Source organism: Bifidobacterium sp. ESL0764, from assembly GCF_029395515.1.
Lineage (GTDB): Bacteria > Actinomycetota > Actinomycetes > Actinomycetales > Bifidobacteriaceae > Bifidobacterium.
The window spans coordinates 607,972-627,102 of sequence record NZ_CP113919.1; the positions used below are offsets into that span (position 1 = coordinate 607,972).

12 protein-coding genes are annotated in these 19,131 nt (G+C 59.3%); 9 read left to right on the forward strand and 3 right to left on the reverse strand.

Annotated elements, in window-relative coordinates:
- Window positions 1-166: 166 nt before the first annotated feature.
- From OZX71_RS02125 to OZX71_RS02135, 3 genes are all read left to right on the forward strand, one after another.
- Window positions 167-1,504 carry an MFS transporter gene (locus tag OZX71_RS02125; RefSeq protein ID WP_277145605.1) on the forward strand — a complete coding sequence of 446 codons (1,338 nt, stop codon included), beginning with the start codon at window positions 167-169 and terminating at the stop codon, window positions 1,502-1,504.
- A gap of 182 nt (window positions 1,505-1,686) precedes the next feature.
- Window positions 1,687-4,032, forward strand: coding sequence for a glycoside hydrolase family 3 N-terminal domain-containing protein (locus OZX71_RS02130; protein ID WP_277160328.1), 2,346 nt, complete (start codon window positions 1,687-1,689; stop codon window positions 4,030-4,032).
- Window positions 4,033-4,298: 266 nt separating this feature from the next.
- Window positions 4,299-5,573, forward strand: a complete 1,275-nt coding sequence (locus tag OZX71_RS02135) for a glutamate-cysteine ligase family protein (protein WP_277160329.1) — start codon at window positions 4,299-4,301, stop codon at window positions 5,571-5,573.
- A gap of 12 nt (window positions 5,574-5,585) precedes the next feature.
- On the opposite strand, the gene OZX71_RS02140 is transcribed toward OZX71_RS02135, so the two are convergent.
- Entirely contained in the window at window positions 5,586-6,188 is a 603-nt protein-coding gene (locus tag OZX71_RS02140) for a TetR/AcrR family transcriptional regulator (RefSeq protein WP_277145602.1), read from the reverse strand.
- Window positions 6,189-6,359: 171 nt separating this feature from the next.
- The gene (locus OZX71_RS02145) at window positions 6,360-7,628 is read right to left on the reverse strand and encodes an MFS transporter (RefSeq protein ID WP_277160330.1); all 1,269 of its coding nucleotides are present in this window, start codon (window positions 7,626-7,628) and stop codon (window positions 6,360-6,362) included.
- 456 nt (window positions 7,629-8,084) lie between these two features.
- On the opposite strand from OZX71_RS02145, the gene OZX71_RS02150 reads away from it, so the two are divergent.
- Together OZX71_RS02150 and OZX71_RS02155 are read left to right on the forward strand one after the other, a co-directional pair.
- The gene (locus OZX71_RS02150; protein WP_277160630.1) at window positions 8,085-9,887 is read left to right on the forward strand and encodes an ABC transporter ATP-binding protein; all 1,803 of its coding nucleotides are present in this window, start codon (window positions 8,085-8,087) and stop codon (window positions 9,885-9,887) included.
- Window positions 9,888-9,957: 70 nt separating this feature from the next.
- The gene (locus OZX71_RS02155) at window positions 9,958-11,964 is read left to right on the forward strand and encodes an ABC transporter transmembrane domain-containing protein (protein WP_277160631.1); all 2,007 of its coding nucleotides are present in this window, start codon (window positions 9,958-9,960) and stop codon (window positions 11,962-11,964) included.
- Window positions 11,965-12,055: 91 nt separating this feature from the next.
- Here OZX71_RS02155 and OZX71_RS02160 read toward each other — a convergent pair whose 3' ends face one another.
- Window positions 12,056-12,367 (reverse strand): metal-sensitive transcriptional regulator, encoded by a 312-nt coding sequence (locus OZX71_RS02160; protein WP_277160632.1) that lies wholly within the window; start codon window positions 12,365-12,367, stop codon window positions 12,056-12,058.
- Between the two features lie 314 nt (window positions 12,368-12,681).
- Between OZX71_RS02160 and OZX71_RS02165 the strand changes: the two genes are divergently transcribed.
- The 4 genes from OZX71_RS02165 to OZX71_RS02180 all read left to right on the forward strand — a co-directional run bounded on the left by OZX71_RS02165 (window position 12,682) and on the right by OZX71_RS02180 (window position 19,127).
- On the forward strand, window positions 12,682-13,074 hold the full coding sequence (locus tag OZX71_RS02165; protein WP_277145600.1) for a cupredoxin domain-containing protein: 393 nt from the start codon (window positions 12,682-12,684) through the stop codon (window positions 13,072-13,074).
- Between the two features lie 146 nt (window positions 13,075-13,220).
- The gene (locus OZX71_RS02170) at window positions 13,221-15,677 is read left to right on the forward strand and encodes a heavy metal translocating P-type ATPase (RefSeq protein ID WP_277160331.1); all 2,457 of its coding nucleotides are present in this window, start codon (window positions 13,221-13,223) and stop codon (window positions 15,675-15,677) included.
- Between the two features lie 438 nt (window positions 15,678-16,115).
- Window positions 16,116-18,290 carry a TetM/TetW/TetO/TetS family tetracycline resistance ribosomal protection protein gene (locus tag OZX71_RS02175; RefSeq protein ID WP_277160332.1) on the forward strand — a complete coding sequence of 725 codons (2,175 nt, stop codon included), beginning with the start codon at window positions 16,116-16,118 and terminating at the stop codon, window positions 18,288-18,290.
- Between the two features lie 135 nt (window positions 18,291-18,425).
- Window positions 18,426-19,127 carry an ABC transporter ATP-binding protein gene (locus OZX71_RS02180; RefSeq protein WP_277160333.1) on the forward strand — a complete coding sequence of 234 codons (702 nt, stop codon included), beginning with the start codon at window positions 18,426-18,428 and terminating at the stop codon, window positions 19,125-19,127.
- Window positions 19,128-19,131 lie beyond the last annotated feature (4 nt).

Below are 19,131 nucleotides of genomic sequence, written 5' to 3' on the forward strand. Positions count from 1 at the left end.
GATAAATATAGCATACTTTATTTTTATTGAATAATCATTGATATGAGTTCGTTATTATTGGTTGACAATTTGCAGTTCGATTATTTTATGATACTATCTTTGTTTGGAAAGATAAATATTATTTTTCCTTTCTTCTATCGAGGAAGATGTTAGAGAAAGGGGTCCTATGGACCAGGAAGACATGAGCACTGTGGCTTCGGCTTCACCACGACTAGAGCAGTACAATGCAGCCATCGCTGCGGCTGACAAAGATCCGACGCTGTCTCCGGAAACAGGAAAGCCGTTTGGCGCGGTCACCATAGCTCGTTATGGGGCGGCATTCCTTGGCTTTGGTATTTTGTGGATGATCGGCATCAATTCTGTATCGGCCTTTATCATCCCGCTGCGTCTGAAGCAGATGGTTCCGAACCCGGAAGCGGTCATCGCCATCAACGGCACGGTATCCTCCGTGTTTTCGCTGCTTTCGAATCTGATATTCGGTAATTTCTCCGATCGGACTCGATCTCATTTCGGACGTCGTACGCCTTGGATTGTGATCGGTTCTCTTATCGGCGGTATTTTTATGTTCCTTACTGGCATGGCGCCAAATGCTTTCCTGATGGTGCTGTGCTTCGGTTTGGCGATGGCTGGTCTCAACATGATGATTGCTCCTGTGGTCGCCATGATTTCCGATCGAGTGCCATCGGGTATCCGTGGAACGATGAGTGCTTTTTACGGAGCCGGGTCGACTGTGGGAGCGCCTTTGGGTACTCTGCTGGCGACAAAGCTCATGAATAATCAAACGGCTTCTTCGATCTCTGCCGGCGCCTTCATGCTTGTCAGCGGCTTGCTCTTGCTGGTCTTGGTGCCGCGAGAGAAGTCTGCGGACTTCCTCCCCAAGACTTCCGGCGGGCTCAAAGACATTTTGGTTTCCTTTACTCCTCCAAGGTTTAAGACCAATCATGATTTCTACAAGGCTTTTGCAGGTCGTCTTTGCATGCTGATGGGCTATCAGATGATTGCGGCTTATCAGCTGTATATCATTACCGATCACGTCGGGCAGAGCAATACCAAGGCTGCGGAGACGATGTCGGTGATGTCTATCATCTCTATGGTTGTTTCGTTGGCCGGTCCTGCGGTTTCCGGTCCGTTGTCGGATTTCCTGGGGCGTCGTAAGGTTCCTGTGGTCATTGCATCCGTGCTGTTCGCCATTGGCGTGGCGATGCCGTGGGTGATGCCGACGACGATGGGCATGTACCTGTACGCAGGAATAGCGGGTTTGGGCTATGGCGTGTATTCGTCGGTTGATCAGGCGCTGAACGTTGACGTTCTTTCAGATAAAGAGACCGCTGGCAAGGATCTCGGTATCTTGAATCTTGCCACAACATTGGGTCAGATGATTGGCCCTGTGCTGACGTCCACGATAGTCATGGTCACCGGCGGCTATCCGGTCGCCTTCGCGGTTTCGATTTGCATGGCAATTCTTGGATCGGTATTTATCCTGTCCATCAAGAGCGTACGCTAAACCGCTACAGAGTTACATTATCTGGTTCATTTGTAGAAAACAAGAATTCTGCGAATGAACCAGATATTTGTCTGTTTGGCAAGGTTTGACAAGAAAGATTTTTGGTTTATTGCCATCATGCGCTATGAGTAAGTTGGAATTACGTAGACGTATCTGTTGATCACATCGTTTTATGGAGATTTATGACGGAAGATAAAAGGTTACCGTACCAAAACCCGGCCTTAGGCGACGGCGAACGTATCGCTGACCTGTTGGGGCGTATGACGCTTGAAGAGAAGGTCGGGCAGATGATGCAGCTCGACGCCAGGGGCGGCGACCTCGAGCACCTGATCGTCGAGCGCCACGTCGGCTCGATCCTGCACACCCGGCCGTCCGATCTGCTCAAGGCCGTCGATATGGTACGCAGAAAGACCAGGCTCGGCATCCCGCTGGTGATCGGCGACGATTGCATCCACGGCTATTCGTTCTGGGAGGGTGCGACGATCTATCCCGAAGAGCTCGGCATGGCCTCTTCCTGGGATCCGGCGAAGGTCGAGAAGATGGCGCGGGCCACCGCCGAGGAGGTTTCGGCGACCGGCGTGCACTGGACGTTCTCGCCGGTGCTCTGCATCTCGCGTGACACCCGTTGGGGCCGCGTGGGCGAGACCTTCGGCGAGGACCCGACGCTGATCGGCGAGTTCGCCAGTGCCATGGTGCGCGGCTATCAGGGCGGCGCCAAGGCGGGCGAGCCGCTGGCAAAAGACGCGATCCTGGCCTGCGCCAAGCATTTCGCGGGATATTCCGAGACGCAAGGCGGACGTGACGCCAGCGAGGCCGACCTCTCGCACCGCAAGCTCGCCTCGTGGTTCCTGCCGCCCTTCGAACGCGTGGCACGTGAGGGCGCCGGCACGTTCATGCTCGGTTACGAGTCCATCGAGGGCGTTCCAGTGACCTTCAACCACTGGCTCTTGAGCGACAAGCTTCGTGGCGACTGGGGCTACAAGGGCATGCTGGTCACCGATTGGGACAACGTCGGCCGTTCGGTCTGGGAACAGAAGGTCAAGCCTGATTTCGTGCACGCCGCGGCCGATGCGGTCAAGGCGGGCAACGACCTGGTGATGACCACGCCGCAGTTCTACGAAGGCGCGATCGAGGCCGTCAAGTCGGGTCTGCTCGACGAGTCCGCAATCGACGAGGCCGTCTCGAGGATTCTCGCCGTGAAGTTCCGTCTGGGACTGTTCGAGGATCCCCGCCTGCCCGACCAGAAGCGCATCGACGCGGTCATCGGCAACGAGGCGCACCGCCAGGTCAACCTTGAGCTGACACGCGAATCGGTGGTGTTGCTGCGCAACGGCTCGCGAGCCTGGAACGCGGATGGCGCCGATGGCGCCGACGACTCGCAGGCGGACAAGCCTGTGCTGCCGCTTGATGCGAAGTCCATTCATCGCCTCGCCGTCGCAGGCCCGCTCGCCGACGATGCCCAGACGCAACTGGGCGACTGGGCCGGCAATTCCGGCCAGGTCTCCTGGATGCCGGAGGGACAGCCGCGCGAGATGATTACGACGGTGGTCGACGGTCTTAAGGCGCTCGGCAAGGATGATGATTTTGAAGTCACGTACACCAAAGGTGCCAACGTGGTGGTGCTCAAGGATGATCCGAACGGTCCGGTGTTCCCCGATGGGCAGCCGCGTCCGAAGGTGGCGTTCCCGGCGCCGCTTGACCAGCGTTTGCTTGATGAGGCCGTGGAGAACGCCCGCCAGTCGGATGCCGTTATCGCCGTGGTCGGTGACACCATCCCGCTGATCGGCGAGGGCCGGTCCTCGGCGACCCTGGAGCTGCAGGGCGGCCAGGTCGCGCTGTTGGATGCGCTCGCCGAAGTCGCCAAGGCCGACGATAAGCCGTTCGTCGTCGTGCTGCTGAGCTCGAAGCCGCAAGTGCTGCCGCAAAGCGCCCTGAACGCCGATGCGTTGCTCTGGGCGCCGAGCCCGGGTATGGAGGGCGGCCGCGCCATCGCCGAGATTCTGATGGGCGTCACCGCCCCGAGCGGCCGTCTGCCGATCACTTTCCCGCGTCACGCCGGCCAGCTTCCCGTCTATTACAACCAGATTCGCGGCCAGCACGCCTGGCGTTACGCCGACCTGACGCAGGATCCGGCGTTCGCGTTCGGCGAGGGCCTGAGCTACACCACCTTCTCCTACGGCGAGCCGCAGATCGAGGGCGGGGAAACGCCGTTCGGCGCCGACGAGACCCTGCATGTCTCGATCGAGGTGACCAACACCGGCAGCAACGCGGGCACCGAAGTGGTGCAGGCCTATGTCGGCGACCTGGTCACGTCGGTGAGCTGGACGGACCGCGAGCTGAAGACGTTTGGCAGGGTCGAGCTGAAGCCGGGGGAGAGCAAGACCGTAACGCTCGACATCCCCGTCTCCGCGTGCTCCATCGTCGACGCGGACGCCAACCGCATCGTCGAGCCCGGCGAGTTCGAGCTGCTGGTCGGCCATTCCTCCCGTCGCCGCGACCTGAAGCGCACGACGTTCACGGTCGAGTGATCGCGCTGGTCGGTTTCTGAAATGTGCGCGAATCCGTCGCCAAGACTGACGGATTCGCGCACATTGCTGTTGTATCGGGGATATGGGCCGGAAACGGTGCGTAGGATTGGGTTTCACCTGGTGAGAGCAGGCGTTTGGTATCGATGATGTCGCCCAACGATATTCTGTGGTTTCCAAACCGCATATATGTCCTTCGTCACGCAAAAACACTGCGCAACCCGCGTAATCGCTCGATAAACTCGCCGCGAGCGCATACGATAAAAGGTATGAACACTACTCCACGGGTGAGCTACGCCCATCTTGGCGCCAAAGTCAACAGCAAGCATGTGGCCAGTCTGCTGCGTTTCTTCGCTTCCGGTGCCAAGCCGGAGCGCGACGACGGCTACGGTGTCGAGATCGAGCATCTTCCCGTGCGTACTGGCAGCGACCGGGCGGTCGATTACGCCGAAACCGACGGCATCGAAACACTTCTGGAACGCCTTCGTCCTTACTATGACCCCGACAAGGAATTCGTCGAAGACGGCCATCTGCTCGGCCTTGCACGGCCGGGCATCAGCCTGTCGCTGGAGCCGGGCGGTCAGTTCGAGACCTCAATCGGCGTGCTGCACACCCCGCAGGAGCTGCTCGATATCTATGCGACATTCCGCAGCGAAATCAATCCTATCCTCGATGACCTCGGCTTTCGGCTGATCAATTACGGCTACCAGCCGGTTACCAGCTTTGCCGACATCACCATCAATCCCAAACGCCGATACGCGGCGATGAACGAGTATCTCGGCCATGTCGGCTCATACGGGCCCTGTATGATGCGCTGCTCGGCCTCCACCCAGGTGAGCATCGACTACAGCGACGAGGCGGACGCCATCGCCAAAATGCGCGTCGGCACCGCGTTGGGACCCATCATCTCCATGTTCTTCCGCAACTCGCCGTATTTCGAAGGCGCCCCGAATCCCTTCCCGCTGCTGCGCCAGCGCATCTGGGACAAGGCCGACCAGCAGCGCACCGGCATCACGCCCGGGCTTTTCGACCCTCGCTTCGGCTGGGAGGATTACGCCCGCGACGTTTTGGCCACCCCGCTGATGTTCGCCGACCTCACGCACACGCCGGAGGCTGCGGGCTTGAGCGAGGACGAGCAGGAATTCGTCGCCTTCAGGCGCAACGCCGCCGATATCTACCCCGACCGCGAGCTCAATGCCTACGAGGTCGGCCACATCCTATCCACGCATTTCAACGATGTCCGCCTGAAAAAGGTCATCGAGCTGCGGCATTGGGATTCGCTGCCCATCGAGCGTGCGGAACTGCTGACGCAGACTGTGGGCCGCAATTTTTACGACGATGTGAATTTCGCACGCTGGAAGTCGTTCGTTGAAGGGCTTTCCGTTGTGGATGTCGAAGAAGCGAAAGCCGATTTGCAGGCTCGCGGCATGAATGCCCGGCCTTTCGGCTTGACCATGGATGAATGGCAGGATGCGCTAGAACTGGAAGACACCCGTGCCGACATTCCCGGCGACCCGGTTCATCCCGAGGTGTTTCAGAGGTAAACCTCGCTTTACTTACCGATACCCCTCCCACATCGGCATCGGCATCAGTTCGGCCTCGCACTCGGCCCACATCTCGTTCAGGTCACGTTCCGGGGCGCGCAGCCACCGCAGCTGGATGCCGTCCATCATGCTGAAACCGGCCTGCAGCAAGTGCTCGATATTCGTGCCAACGGGTACGTACCAAGGAATCCGCAGCATTTCCTCAAGCAGGTTCTGATCGCGTTTTCTGAAGTATTCGTGTGCCGGATGCTTCGCATCGATGGCTTCCGCATCCAGCGTCGAGAACATGTGAACCTGCTCGGGCCGTTTGGCGTTGATGGCCACGACCTCGCGCCACATGCGTGCCACATTCGGCCTGTCGGTCATCCTGAAATGATCCATGATGGCTTCGGTGCCTGGGTCGTATATCTCGTCGAGGACGATATTGAGCAGCCCCTCTTTGCTGCCGACGTGATGGAGCACCCCGGCCTTGGTCATGCCCACGGTATTGGCGATTTTCTGCAGCGAAGTCCCGTAATACCCGCGTTGACCGAACGAGACGACGGCGGCGTTGAGGATCGCGGTGCGGCTATCGGTGCCGTTGTCACGTTTTTTGGCGTGGGTGAGATGCAGCATGATTCAAAGGCCTCTTTTATATACGACAATCTTTTATTATTCCTTACGAGCTAGACCGAATGCGGCTCGCTGTCGTATATTCTTTGCTCTTCAATGATAGTTGTTTCTGCTATACAGCGATGCCGTGCCCTATAAAACATCGGACACGGCATCGCGGGCATATCGGAAGTCTTACTTGACCCGGCGGATCATCATGATGAAAATGGTGCCGACGAGCAGGAAGACGATGGCGACGGGGAAGACCGCCCTGTAGCCGCCGGTAAGTCCGATGAACAGGGTGGTGAAGGCGGGGGCGAGGGCCTGGCCGATGGTGTTGGCGAGGTTCAGGATGCCGAGATCCTTGCCGGCTTCCTGCGGATTGGGCAACACGTCGACGTTCAGCGCCTGATCGACGGACATGTAGCAGCCGTTGCCGAGACCGGCGAGCGTGGCGTAGACGTAGATACCCGTGGTGGTGGGGATGATCCAGGCGACGAGCATGCCCAAGGCGATGATGACGCAGGCGATGGCGACGATGAACTTGCGGCGATGCAGATAGTCGGAAAGCGGGCCGGAGACCATCGAGGCGAGGATGGTGGCGACCAGCGTGATGATTGACATGACCTGCATGGCGGTGCCGGCATCCTTGATGCTCAGATGGATGTAGCGCTCAAGGATGAGCAGCTGGTAGCCCGAGATCATGAACGTGCCGATGACGAAGGTGAGGCGGCCGAAGAGGGCGAGGTAGAAGTCGCGGCAGTTCTTGGTCGGCGGAATGAACGACTTGAGGATGTCGAGAGCGGTTGTCGCCTTGGTGTTGTTCTCCGCGGACTTCTCGCGCGGCCAGATGATGACGGTGAGCAGACCGGAGAACAGGAAGATGCAGGTGCCGATGGTCAGACCGGTGTTGAGCTTGGTCAAAAAGAAGCTGCCGACGAAGTTGCCCAGCTGGATGCCGGCGATCTGACCGGCACCGTAGAGCGCCGAGAAGGTGCCGCGCACGTCCTCGGGGATACGGTCGGAGAGTACGGCGACGGCCGGGGCGATGAGGCAGTTGATGCCGACCTGTACGATGCACCAGCCGATGACCATCCACATCAGCGAAGTGGAGTGGGCGGTCAGGAAGTAACCCGCGGCGCCGATGACACCGCCGGCGACGATCCAGGGGGTGCGCTTGCCGATTTTGAATTTGGAGACGTCGGAGAAGGTCCCGAAAACGATGTTCGAGACAAGTGCGAAAATCGAGCTGACGGCGTTCATGGTGCCGAGTGCGCCTTCTGCGGAGATGCCTTTGATGCCCGAGAAAACCTGCGGCAGCAACACGCCTGAGCCCATGCTGAAAGGAATGCCCCACATCAGCGAGACGACCAGGAAACCAATGGCGAAGCGGAATTTGTGCTCCAGTGGTTTTTGGGTATCGGGCGCGAGATTCGGCGGCGTCACATATATTTCTGCATCCATGCATGTCCTCCTTGATTCCGCGGCAACAACATGGTTACCGTCCGGTCGGTAAGTATTATATCAGAGTAATTATGTATAAAAAACAATAAATACGGTAATCGTCCGAAATCGCTCGTCCCGTTTAATTGAAAAATCAATAAAAGCAGGTATTTCAGTGTTTCGTGAATATTCTGCAAGCTTAAAAACGGCAAACGGATAGAACGTCGAAGAATGGCGAATTTCGGCTTGTTCCGCGCGGGTTGCGGCAGGTTGTATTGTAGCCGGTTCGTAATAGCGTTATATAGTCTGTCGGCTTCGGTAGTCCCTCGTTTTCGACCGGATGCGTGCTACGGATTTAGGCGTGTTCTGGTGCGAAGCGGGACGAGAGTCATGGGGGAGAAGCGACGGTTGCGCCAATACGAGTTAGGTATGTGAAAAGAGGGTTGGATGAGCAAGGCACTTGATGCTCCCCAAAATATGCAGGTGACGGCAACGGACCGGGAGCATCCCAAGCATCTGATTCGCACGTTGCTGCACAGCCTGCGAGAATACAAGCGCGAAACATGGCTGACACCGGTTTTCGTGATGGTCGAGAGCATCCTCGAGATCCTCATCCCCACCGTCATGGCGCAGCTGATCGACCAAGGCGTCTCCGGCGGGTCGATGCCGGCGATCTGGAAGTTCGGCATCATCCTTCTGGGCTGCGCGATCGTCTCGCTGTTCGCCGGGTTCATGTCCGGGCGTTACGCCGCCATCGCCTCCTCCGGTTTCGCCAAGAATCTGCGCCACGATTTGTTTGAGAAGGTGCAGTCCTTCAGCTTCACCAACATCGACCGCTTCTCGACCGGCTCGATCATCACTAGGCTCACCACCGACGTCACCAACGTCCAGTTCGCCTTCCAGATGATTATCCGCGTGGCCGTGCGTGCGCCGATGATGGTTATCGTCGCCTGGATTTTCTCCTTCAGGATCAGCCATTCGATCTCGATGGTCTTCCTGATCATCATCCCGATTCTGGGCGTGGGCCTCACGGCGCTCTCGCTCTCCGTCCACCCGATTTTCGAGAAGGTGTTCCACACCTACGACCACCTGAACAACATCGTCGACGAGAATCTGCAGGGCATTCGCGTGGTGAAGTCCTACAACCGCGAGGAGCACGAAAGCCGCAAGTTCGGCGCCGTCTCTAAGCGCATCTACGACTACTTCTGCCGCGCCGAGCACGTCATCGCCTTCAATTGGCCGATTCTGAACACCTGCATCTACGGCGCCATGCTCATCATCTCGTGGATGGGCACCAAGCAGATCGTCGGTTCGCACAACAACCCGGCGTTGGGCCTCACGACCGGCGACCTCACCGCGCTGGTCACCTACGCCATGCAGATCCTGATGGCGCTCAATATGGTCTCCATGATCATCGTCATGGTCGTCATCTCCCGCGCCGACGCCGAGCGTATCTGCCAGGTCTTGAACGAAGTGAGCACCGTGCGTGACAATAGCCATCCGATCACCGAAGTGCCGGACGGTTCCGTCTCGTTCAAGGACGTAACCTTCCGCTACTCCGAAGGCTCCGAGAAACCGGTGCTCGACGATATCAATCTCGACATCGCTTCCGGCAAGACCATCGGCATCGTAGGCGGCACGGGCTCGTCCAAGTCCAGCCTGGTGCAGCTCATTCCGCGGCTTTACGACGTCAGCTCCGGCTCGCTTTCCGTGGGCGGCCACGACGTGCGCGACTACGACCTCGTCGCCCTGCGCGACGCGGTGGCCATGGTGCTGCAGAAGAACGTGCTGTTTACCGGCACCATCGCCGAGAACATCCGCTGGGGCAACCCCGACGCCAGCGACGAGGACGTGGTGCGCGTCTGCAAGCTCGCACAGGCCGACGGGTTCATCCGAGAATTCCCGAAGGGCTACGACACCTATATCGAGGAGGGCGGCTCCAACGTCTCCGGCGGCCAGCGACAGCGCCTGTGCATCGCCCGAGCCCTGTTGAAGAAGCCGAAGATCCTGATTCTGGACGACTCGACCAGCGCCGTGGACACCAAGACCGACAAGCTGATCCGCAACGCCTTCGCCACGGAGATTCCCGACACCACCAAGATCATCATCGCCCAGCGCCTCGCCAGTGTGCAGGAATCCGACGAGATCGTCGTGCTGGACGAGGGGCGCATCCTCGACCACGGCACGCATGAGCAGTTGTTGAAGACCTGCGGCGAGTACCGGTCGATCTATGAATCCCAGACGAAGAACCAGGGCAAGGGGGATGACGACGATGAGTGAGCAGAACCTGACTACTACCAAAGACGTGAAAGATAGCGTGAACAAGCAATCGAAGAAGGCCGGCAAGGCCATGAAGAAGTCCAAACCCGCCGTTCCGCCGATGAAAAAGGCGCCGAAGGGCACCGCCAAGCGTCTGATGGGCTACATTTTCCATTATCGCTGGCGCTGCATCGTGGTCATCATCGGCATCCTGGTATGTGCAGTGACCCAGTCGCTGCCCTCCTTCGTGCTGCAGCCACTGATCGACAATTGCATCATGCCCTTCATCCACGCGCAGACCCCGGACTGGCAGCCGTTGATCGAGATGACCGTCGTGGTCGGCGCCATCTACGCGGTGGGCATGCTCTGCTCGTTCATGTGGAACTACATGGTCGTTGACATCGAACAGGGTGTGCTGAAGACCGTGCGTGACCAGATGTTCGACCACCAGCAGAAGCTGCCGATTCGCTACTTCGACACCCATGAGCACGGCGACATGATGAGCCGCTACACCAACGACACCGACACGTTGCGCCAGATGGTCTCCCAGTCGCTGCCGCAGCTGCTGATCTCCGGCTCGTCGGTGGTCGTCGCCCTGTTCGCGATGCTCTGGCTCTCCGTGCCCTTCACCATCTTCACCGTCGTCTTCGTGGCGCTGATGCTGCTGCTGGTGCGTGTCATCGTCAGCCGCTCCGGCCGCTACTTCGTGCGCCAGCAGGAGACGATCGGCGACGTCAACGCCTTCGTCGAGGAGTCGGTGAACGGTCAGAAGGTCGTCAAGGTCTTCAATCACGAGGACGCCACGCAGGCCCGGTTCGATAAGAAGAACGACGAGCTCTTCCACGCCTCCGCCCAGGCCAACATCTACGCGAACATCACCATGCCGGTCATCGGCAACATGGGCAACGTGCTCTACGTGCTGCTGGCCATCGTCGGCGGTATCGCCGGCATCAACGGCTGGTTCAACTTCGGCATCAGCGGCACCGGCACGCTGACCCTCGGCGCGATCGTCTCGTTCCTCACCCTTTCCAAGGCTCTGATCAACCCGATCAGCCAGATCTCCTCGCAGATCAACATGATCATGATGGCCCTGGCCGGCGCCGCCCGCATCTTCAACCTCATCGACGAACCCGCCGAATCCGACGACGGCACCGTGCGTCTGGTGAGTGTCGAGCTCGGCGAGGACGGCCGCACGATGACGGAAACCGATCACGAGACCGGCCACTGGGCTTGGAAGCGCGAGGCCAGCGACGACGGCACACGTTCGCTCGAGGCCGCCAAAAAGCTCAAGGGCTCGGCCCGCGAGGTTGCGATGAAGGCTCACGAGAAGGCGGTCACCTCGCCCGACGGCCGCCTGACGCTGCTGCGCGGCGACGTGCGTTTCACCAACGTCTCCTTCGGCTACAACCCCGACAAGACCGTGCTGCACGACATCACCTGGTTCGCCAAGCCCGGCCAGAAGATGGCCCTGGTCGGCGCCACCGGTGCGGGCAAGACCACCATCACCAACCTCATCAACCGGTTCTACGACATCCAGGAAGGCCAGATTCTCTACGACGGCATCGACGTGAAGAACATCAAGAAGGACGACCTGCGTCGCTCGCTGGGAATCGTGCTGCAGGACGTCAACCTCTTCACCGGCACGGTGCTCGACAACATCCGCTACGGCAAGCTCGACGCCACCGACGAGGAATGCATCGCCGCGGCCAAGCGCACCAACGCCGACGGCTTCATCCGCATGCTGCCGCAAGGCTACAACACGGTGCTTGAGGGCGACGGCAGCGGCCTTTCGCAAGGTCAGCGCCAGCTGATTTCCATCGCGCGCGCCGCCGTGGCCGATCCGCCCGCTATGATCCTCGACGAGGCGACCAGCTCCATCGACACCCGTACCGAGGAGGTCGTCGAGCAGGGCATGGACAACCTGATGGCCGGGCGCACCGTCTTCGTCATCGCCCACCGCCTCTCCACCGTGCGCAACTCCGACATCATCATGGTGCTCGACCACGGCCGCATCATCGAGCGCGGCACGCACGACGAGCTCATCGCCCAGCACGGCGAGTACTACCAGCTCTACACCGGCAAGCTCGAGTTGGAGTAAAGCTGGCAAAGCGAAGAATTCCATCAATAAACGAAACCCTGCCGGACGGTCAAGCCGCGGTAGGGTTTCGTTGTCTTCGGGTTCCTTGGGCTTATGATTTCACCAGGCGTTTGATGGCGGCGACGGCCTCGTCCATCTTTTCGTCGGCCACCGGGCCGCCCTTGGCCGCGGCCGTGGCGACGCAGCTGTCGAGATGGTCTTCGAGCAGGAGCAGCGCCACCGACTTGAGGGCGCTGTTGGCGGCGGCGATCTGGGTGAGCACGTCGATGCAATAGGTGTCGTTCTCCACCATCGCGGTGATCGCCCGCACCTGCCCTTCGATGCGACGCAGCCGGGTGACCAGTTTCTTCTTGTCCTGGACGTAGCCGACGTGGGCGCAGTGCTCGCAGGAGCCTTCGGACAGGTCGATGTTCTTCGTATCGCTCCCCATGTCGTTAAGGCCTTTTCTATCAGTGTTCGTGGCCTTGTCACGACGGTTTTTTCTGTCGATGTCCGAAGTTTTGCTGTTGCCTTGTTCATCCTGCTGAAGTTGTGCCATATGTTCCCTCCTCATTGGCTAATCGCTGGCCACATGCTGGTGATGTGTGGCATTCGTTGCGATGCTGAGCTGAATCTATTGACACAGTATACCCCTAGGGGGTATGGTTAATTTCAGTTACAGCGAAGCTGCCAGCACTCTCGCAAGACGGTGCGGGCGGCGGATGGTGAGGGGGTCGTATGTTTATCAATGTTGCGGTGGTTCTGGCGGCGCTTGTGGTGAGCGTGGCCATCGTCTGGTACTTCTTTGCGCCGCGCAAGGCCGCGCAGGCCAGCCGCGAGGGGGCGGTACAGACCGCGCATATCGTGGTGAAAGGCGGGTATACCCCGGCTGTCGTCGACGTCGAGGCCGGAACTCCGGTGCGCTTGCAATTCGATCGGCAGGAGGACGGTGAGTGCTCGTCGCATGTCGTCTTCAGCGACCTGGGCATCGACCAGACCCTGCCGGCGTTCAAGACCACCGACGTCGAGTTCACGCCGAGCAAGCCCGGAGACCTGCCCTACGCCTGCGGGATGAATATGCTGCACGGTATGGTGCATGTGCTGCCGAAAGGCGCGAAAGGCAACGGCTGAACGTTTGATCGATTGGGTTCGGCCGTGGTGACGGTTGTTGCCCTTGCGGACGGATTGACGCAACGTGTTGAACGAGATTGAGGAATTGCCGTTGTCGGCGGGAATATTGACAACTACGGATAGTACGGAAATGAGACGGAGCAGATATGAGCCAAGTGCGTAACCAGACCGTGGGGCAGCCAGGGGCCAACGGCGCCGAAAACGGGCAGAACGGTGCCGATCCGGATGCCGAGCGCAAGCGCGAGATCAAGACGCTTCAACGCCGGCTTATTGTCGCCGCGGTGCTGACGATTCCGGTGTTCGTCTTCGCCATGTTCGGTATGTGGTTGAAGGCGTTCGTGCCGATGGGGGTTATCGGCTTCTTCACTAATCCGTGGGTCGAGCTCGTGTTCGTCACCCCGGTCATGTTCTATTCCGGCTGGCCGATCCATCGCACCGGCTGGCTGGCGCTCGCTCACCGCGCCCCGGAGATGAACTCGCTGGTGGCGCTGGGCACCGCCGCGTCCTATATATACAGCGTCGTGGTCACCATCGCTCCCGGCATCCTGCCGCCGAGCGCGCGCGAGCCGTATTTCGAGTCCGTGGGCACCATCATCACGCTGATGCTGCTGGGCCAGCTTTTCGAGGCGCACGCCCGGCTCGGCACGGGCGAGTCGATCCGCGCGCTCATCAACCTCACGCCCAAGCGGGCGCACGTTGAACGCGATGGCATTCAGCTGGACATCGACGCCGAGCAGGTCGAGGTCGGCGACATCGTCGTCATCAAGCCGGGGGAGCAGCTGCCGGTGGATGGCGAGGTCGTCGACGGCCGCAGCTCCGTCGACGAATCCATGATTACCGGCGAATCCATCCCCGTTGCCAAAGGCGTTGGCGATAGCGTCACCGGTGCGACCATCAACGGCAACGGGACGCTCCGCTACCGGGCCACCAAGGTCGGCCGCGACACCGTGCTGGCGCAGATCATCAAGCTGGTGCGCACCGCCCAGACCTCAAAGGCGCCGATCCAAAAGCTCGCCGACAGGATTTCCGGCTACTTCGTGCCGGGCGTCATCCTCATCGCCATCTGGACCTTCGTCGTCTGGTGGCTGCTGGGCCCGGCGCCGCAAGGGTTGTACGGACTGGTCTCCGCCGTGGCCGTGCTGGTCATCGCCTGCCCGTGCGCCCTGGGCATCGCGACCCCGCTTTCCGTGACGATCTCGACCGGCAAGGCGGCGCGCTACGGTGTGCTCATCCGCTCCGCCGAGGCGTTGCAGACCGCGCGCGACGTCGACACCATCGTGCTCGACAAGACCGGTACCATCACGCGTGGTACGCCAGAGCTGACCGATATCGGCTGGATTGGGGGTTCGCCAGCCGAAAACGATAACGACGGGACAGACGAGAACGATAGGACAGGTGAAAAGACGCATCAAGAGCATCTGCTTTCTTTGATCGCCGGAGCCGAGCAGGTCTCCGAACACCCGCTCGCGCAGGCCATCGTCAAGGGTGCCCGGCGCCGCAAGCTGGAAGTGCCGAAGGTGGATTCGTTTGAGGCCGTGCCAGGCAGTGGAGTGGCGGCGAAAGTCGAAGGCCACGATGTCGTCGTCGGCAATGAGGAATTGATGAAAGCCCGACAAATCGATATGTCGTCATCACGCAAGACCCAAACGATGTTCGCCGATTATGCCCGAAAAGGCAAGACGCCGATTCTGGCCGCTGTGGATGGAAAATCGGTCGCCGTGCTCGCGGTGGCGGATACTGTCAAGCCTGATTCGGCCAAGGCCATCGCCTCGTTGCGCGAGCGCGGGCTGCAGGTGGTCATGCTGACCGGCGACAACCAAGCGACCGCCACCGCCATGGCCAACGAGGTCGGCGTTGATCGTGTCATCGCCGGCGTGCGCCCGGAACGCAAGGCCGCCGAAATCGTGCGGTTGCAGAATGAAGGCCACATGGTCGGCATGGTTGGCGACGGCATCAACGACGCCCCGGCACTCGCGGCGGCAGACGTCGGTTTTGCCATCGGCACCGGCACCGATGTGGCCATCGAATCCTCCGACATCACACTGGTGTCCGGCAGTCTCACCGGACTCGTGACGGCCGTCGACCTCTCGCGCGCAGCCATGCGCAACATCAAGCAGAACCTCGGTTTCGCCTTCGGCTACAACGGCATCGGCATCCCCGTCGCCGCCGGCATCCTCTACCCGATCTGGCATATCATGCTCAACCCGATGATCGCCGGGGCCGCGATGGCGTTCTCCTCGCTTTCCGTGGTCCTGAACGCCAACCGCCTGCGTGGTTTCGACCCGGAGACGGTCAAGCCGCGTCGTTTCGCCTTCAAGCTGCGGGACCGCCACGTCGAGCTCAAAGACACTTCAAAATCTGTTGGCGCATCTGAGGATGCGTCGCATAACAAGAACAACCAACCCGCGAAAGCGAAAGAAGGAACCACTATGGATATGAATATGAACAGCGGCGCGAGCACCGTCAAGGACCCGGTCTGCGGCATGATGATCGATCCGAAGACGGCCGCCGGCAGCCAGGATTACAACGGCAAGACCTACTACTTCTGCAGCCAGGGCTGCGTCGACAACTTCGCCGCCGACCCGGCCAAATACGTCGGCTGAAAGTCGAAACCGGTATATAGCGCCCGCGCTCTGGCCAAGTCCTGACTTCTTTTCGTGTGTTACGGAAATGACGTTTGATGACTACGCGGTCAGTGTGGGCGCTTATTGTTTTTCAACAAGCAAGATTGGTTTCATATATTTCGGGACAATTATTTATAAAAAAGTCGCAAAAGACAATCGGGGCGTGTACACTGTAATCAGTGATTCGATGAAGGCCTTGTCTCTTGTCTTTCGCTGAAAATTACGGGTATCCGGTTTTACTGGAGGACTGGGAATCCGCAGGTTGTGTGGTGAAGCGACGTCGCTTGTTCTTTCTTCCCAAATTCTTTTGGCCCGCTTCACCATGCCCGTTTCATATTGTCTGTTTGGCGGCTAAAGCAAGGTTCGTTTTATGATTGGTCTTGGATAGACGGTCGAAATATTGAATAGGGGCAACGAATGAGACGAGCGGTGGTGGGGATTGCGGCGCATGTGGACGCGGGGAAGACCACGCTGTGCGAGGCGATGCTCTATCGCACCGGAGAGATACGCAAGCTTGGGCGGGTCGACCACGGCGACGCGTTCCTCGACACCGACGCGATGGAGAAACGGCGCGGTATCACCATCTTCTCCAAGCAGGCCATTTTGCGTCAAGGTGATTTCGAATTCACCCTGCTCGACACGCCTGGACACGTTGATTTCTCGGCCGAAATGGAACGGACGCTCACCGTGCTGGACTACGCGATTCTCGTGGTCGGTGCGAATGACGGGCTGCAGGGCTATACCGAAACGTTGTGGCGCCTGCTGGCGCGCTATAACGTACCAACGTTCATCTTCATCAACAAAATGGATGCCGCCGGAGCCGATAAAGCCGGGCTGATCGGGCAGATGCAACAGCGGTTCGCCGAAGGTTGTGTCGATTTTCAAGGCGACGCTGAACCGGGAAAGCAAGAAGAGGTCGCATTGTTTGACGAGAGTGGCACGGCGATGGACGAGCTTTTGGACGACGGCAAAATTTCGGATGACACCTTGCGTTCGATGGTCGCCGAGCGCCGGATTTTTCCTTGCTATTCCGGGTCGGCGCTGAAGCTCGAAGGTATCGACGAGTTCCTTGCCGGGCTCGAACGGTTCACGAAGCAGAAAAGCTATCCGAGCGCGTTTGGCGCTCGCGTCTATAAGATCTCGCATGACGGGCAGGGCAATCGCCTCACTTGGCTCAAGGTCACCGGTGGTGCTCTCAAGGTGAAGGAAACGCTGACCAACAAGCGTGATGATGATTTTGGAAAACCGGAAAATGCCGATAAGCATGCCGGCGCTCACTCGTCCGGCAAATCTATGAGCGGTAATCAGAGCAAGAACAATGGTGCTCAATCTGATAATGGATTGCCCGAAACTGAAATCTGGCAGGAGAAGGTCGATCAGCTTCGGCGGTATTCCGGGGCCAAATTCGAGCTGGCCGACGAAGTCGCAGCTGGCGACGTATGCGCGGTAACCGGCTTGACGAAAACCTTCCCGGGCGAGGGCCTGGGAAGCGAGACTGACGCTGGGGAGTCCGTGCTTCAACCGGTGTTGACCTACACGGTTTTGCCGGGCAAGGCGGGAGCAGACGCCGAGTCGCAAAACCATGTCGACGAAACACCGAACGACGATTCGTCATCAACCCAGCAACTCTCCAAGCCCGCTGAGGTTACGCCACAGTTGCACAGGATACTGGTGGCGTTGCGTACGCTCCAAGACGAGGATCCGGCGCTGGGCGTGCGCTGGGTGTCGCGGCTCGGCGAGATTCATGTGCAGCTGATGGGCGCTGTGCAGATTGAGATCATCACCCAGATGATGCACGACCGTTTCGGTATTGACGTCCATTTCGATACGGGCGGCATTCTTTATCGCGAGACCATCACCGCGCCGATTGAAGGAATTGGCCATTTTGAGCCGTTGCGTCACTATGCCGAAGTCCATCTGGAGCTTGAGCCGGGCGAGCGCGGCAGCGGCATGCATTTCGAGTCCCGTTGCAGCCTCGACGATCTCGACCGCAACTGGCAGCGCGCGATTCTGGCCCACTTGCGTGAAAAGGAACACCTCGGCGTCCTCACCGGTTCGCCGATCACGGATATGACGATATCGCTGATTGCCGGCCGCGGCCACGAGAAGCATACCGAAGGCGGCGACTTCCGCGAGGCGACCTACCGTGCGGTGCGTCAAGGCCTGATGGAGCTCAAGACGGCGGGCAAGTGCCGGCTTCTGGAGCCGTTCTACAGCTTCCGTCTCGCGGTGCCGCAGGACTTGTTGGGCCGTGCGATGGCCGATATCCAGCGAATGAGCGGTACGTTCGACGCTCCGCGATCCGACGGCGATTACGCCGAGCTGGAAGGTGCTGCCCCGGTTAGCGAGATGCGCGATTATGCGATGGAAGTCAATGCCTACACCCACGGCCAAGGCTCGTTGACCTGTGTTTTCGCCGGTTATCGACCTTGTCATAATGCCGACGAAATCATCAAACAAACCGGCTATGATCCGGAAACCGATCTTGAAAACACGCCCGATTCCGTCTTCTGCGCCCACGGCGCCGGCTACGCGGTCAAATGGAACAAGGTCCCCGATTTCGCACATCTCGGTCAAGTGCTTCAAGGCTGAAACTAGACATATTTTTGTTGATTTTCTAACGATTTCACGATGACACACCTCATCCCCGCAGGTCGTTATTATCGATAGGGAAACGCGGTTTTGACCGTTATCGGCGACCGCGGAATGAAGCGTGGAGGACGAGAAATGTCATATATCGACGTGCGGGGCGAGACGAAGCAATATAAAACCGGGGATACCACCATTTATGCGAACCACGACGTCACCTTTTCCATCAACCAGGGTGAGCTGGTGGTCATCCTTGGCGCCTCAGGTGCCGGAAAATCGACATTGCTCAATATTTTGGGCGGGATGGACACCTGCGACGCCGGTCAGGTGATCGTCGACGGCAACGACATCGCGCAATATGACGCCCGACAGCTGACGACCTACCGCCGTTATGACGTCGGCTTCGTCTTCCAGTTCTACAATCTTGTCTCCAACCTCACGGCGCGCGAAAACGTCGAGCTTTCCGCCGAAATCGTGCCGAATGCCGCCGACCCGACCCAGACGCTCATCGACGTCGGACTCGAAAACCGGCTTGACAATTTCCCGGCTCAGCTTTCCGGCGGCGAGCAGCAGCGTGTCGCCATCGCCCGCGCCGTGGCCAAGAAACCGAAGATTCTCCTGTGCGACGAACCGACCGGAGCGTTGGATTACAACACCGGCAAACAGGTGCTGCGCATCCTGCAGGACCAGTCGCGTGCGTTCGGCTCGACCGTCATCATCGTCACCCACAACGCCGCCATCGCTCCCATTGCCGACCGCGTCATCCACATGCGCGACGCCCGGGTGCAGTCCGTCGAAGAACACGCAGCTCCGGCCGACATCAACGACATCGAATGGTGAGGGG

Bases quoted from the DNA above. Each gene is read 5' to 3' on its own strand.
- OZX71_RS02125 (WP_277145605.1), top strand. From the start codon at position 167: ATGGACCAGGAAGACATGAGCACTGTGGCTTCGGCTTCACCACGACTA.
- OZX71_RS02130 (WP_277160328.1), top strand. From the start codon at position 1,687: ATGACGGAAGATAAAAGGTTACCGTACCAAAACCCGGCCTTAGGCGAC.
- OZX71_RS02135 (WP_277160329.1), top strand. From the start codon at position 4,299: ATGAACACTACTCCACGGGTGAGCTACGCCCATCTTGGCGCCAAAGTC.
- OZX71_RS02140 (WP_277145602.1), bottom strand. From the start codon at position 6,188: ATGCTGCATCTCACCCACGCCAAAAAACGTGACAACGGCACCGATAGC.
- OZX71_RS02145 (WP_277160330.1), bottom strand. From the start codon at position 7,628: ATGGATGCAGAAATATATGTGACGCCGCCGAATCTCGCGCCCGATACC.
- OZX71_RS02150 (WP_277160630.1), top strand. From the start codon at position 8,085: ATGCAGGTGACGGCAACGGACCGGGAGCATCCCAAGCATCTGATTCGC.
- OZX71_RS02155 (WP_277160631.1), top strand. From the start codon at position 9,958: ATGAAGAAGTCCAAACCCGCCGTTCCGCCGATGAAAAAGGCGCCGAAG.
- OZX71_RS02165 (WP_277145600.1), top strand. From the start codon at position 12,682: ATGTTTATCAATGTTGCGGTGGTTCTGGCGGCGCTTGTGGTGAGCGTG.
- OZX71_RS02170 (WP_277160331.1), top strand. From the start codon at position 13,221: ATGAGCCAAGTGCGTAACCAGACCGTGGGGCAGCCAGGGGCCAACGGC.
- OZX71_RS02175 (WP_277160332.1), top strand. From the start codon at position 16,116: ATGAGACGAGCGGTGGTGGGGATTGCGGCGCATGTGGACGCGGGGAAG.
- OZX71_RS02180 (WP_277160333.1), top strand. From the start codon at position 18,426: ATGTCATATATCGACGTGCGGGGCGAGACGAAGCAATATAAAACCGGG.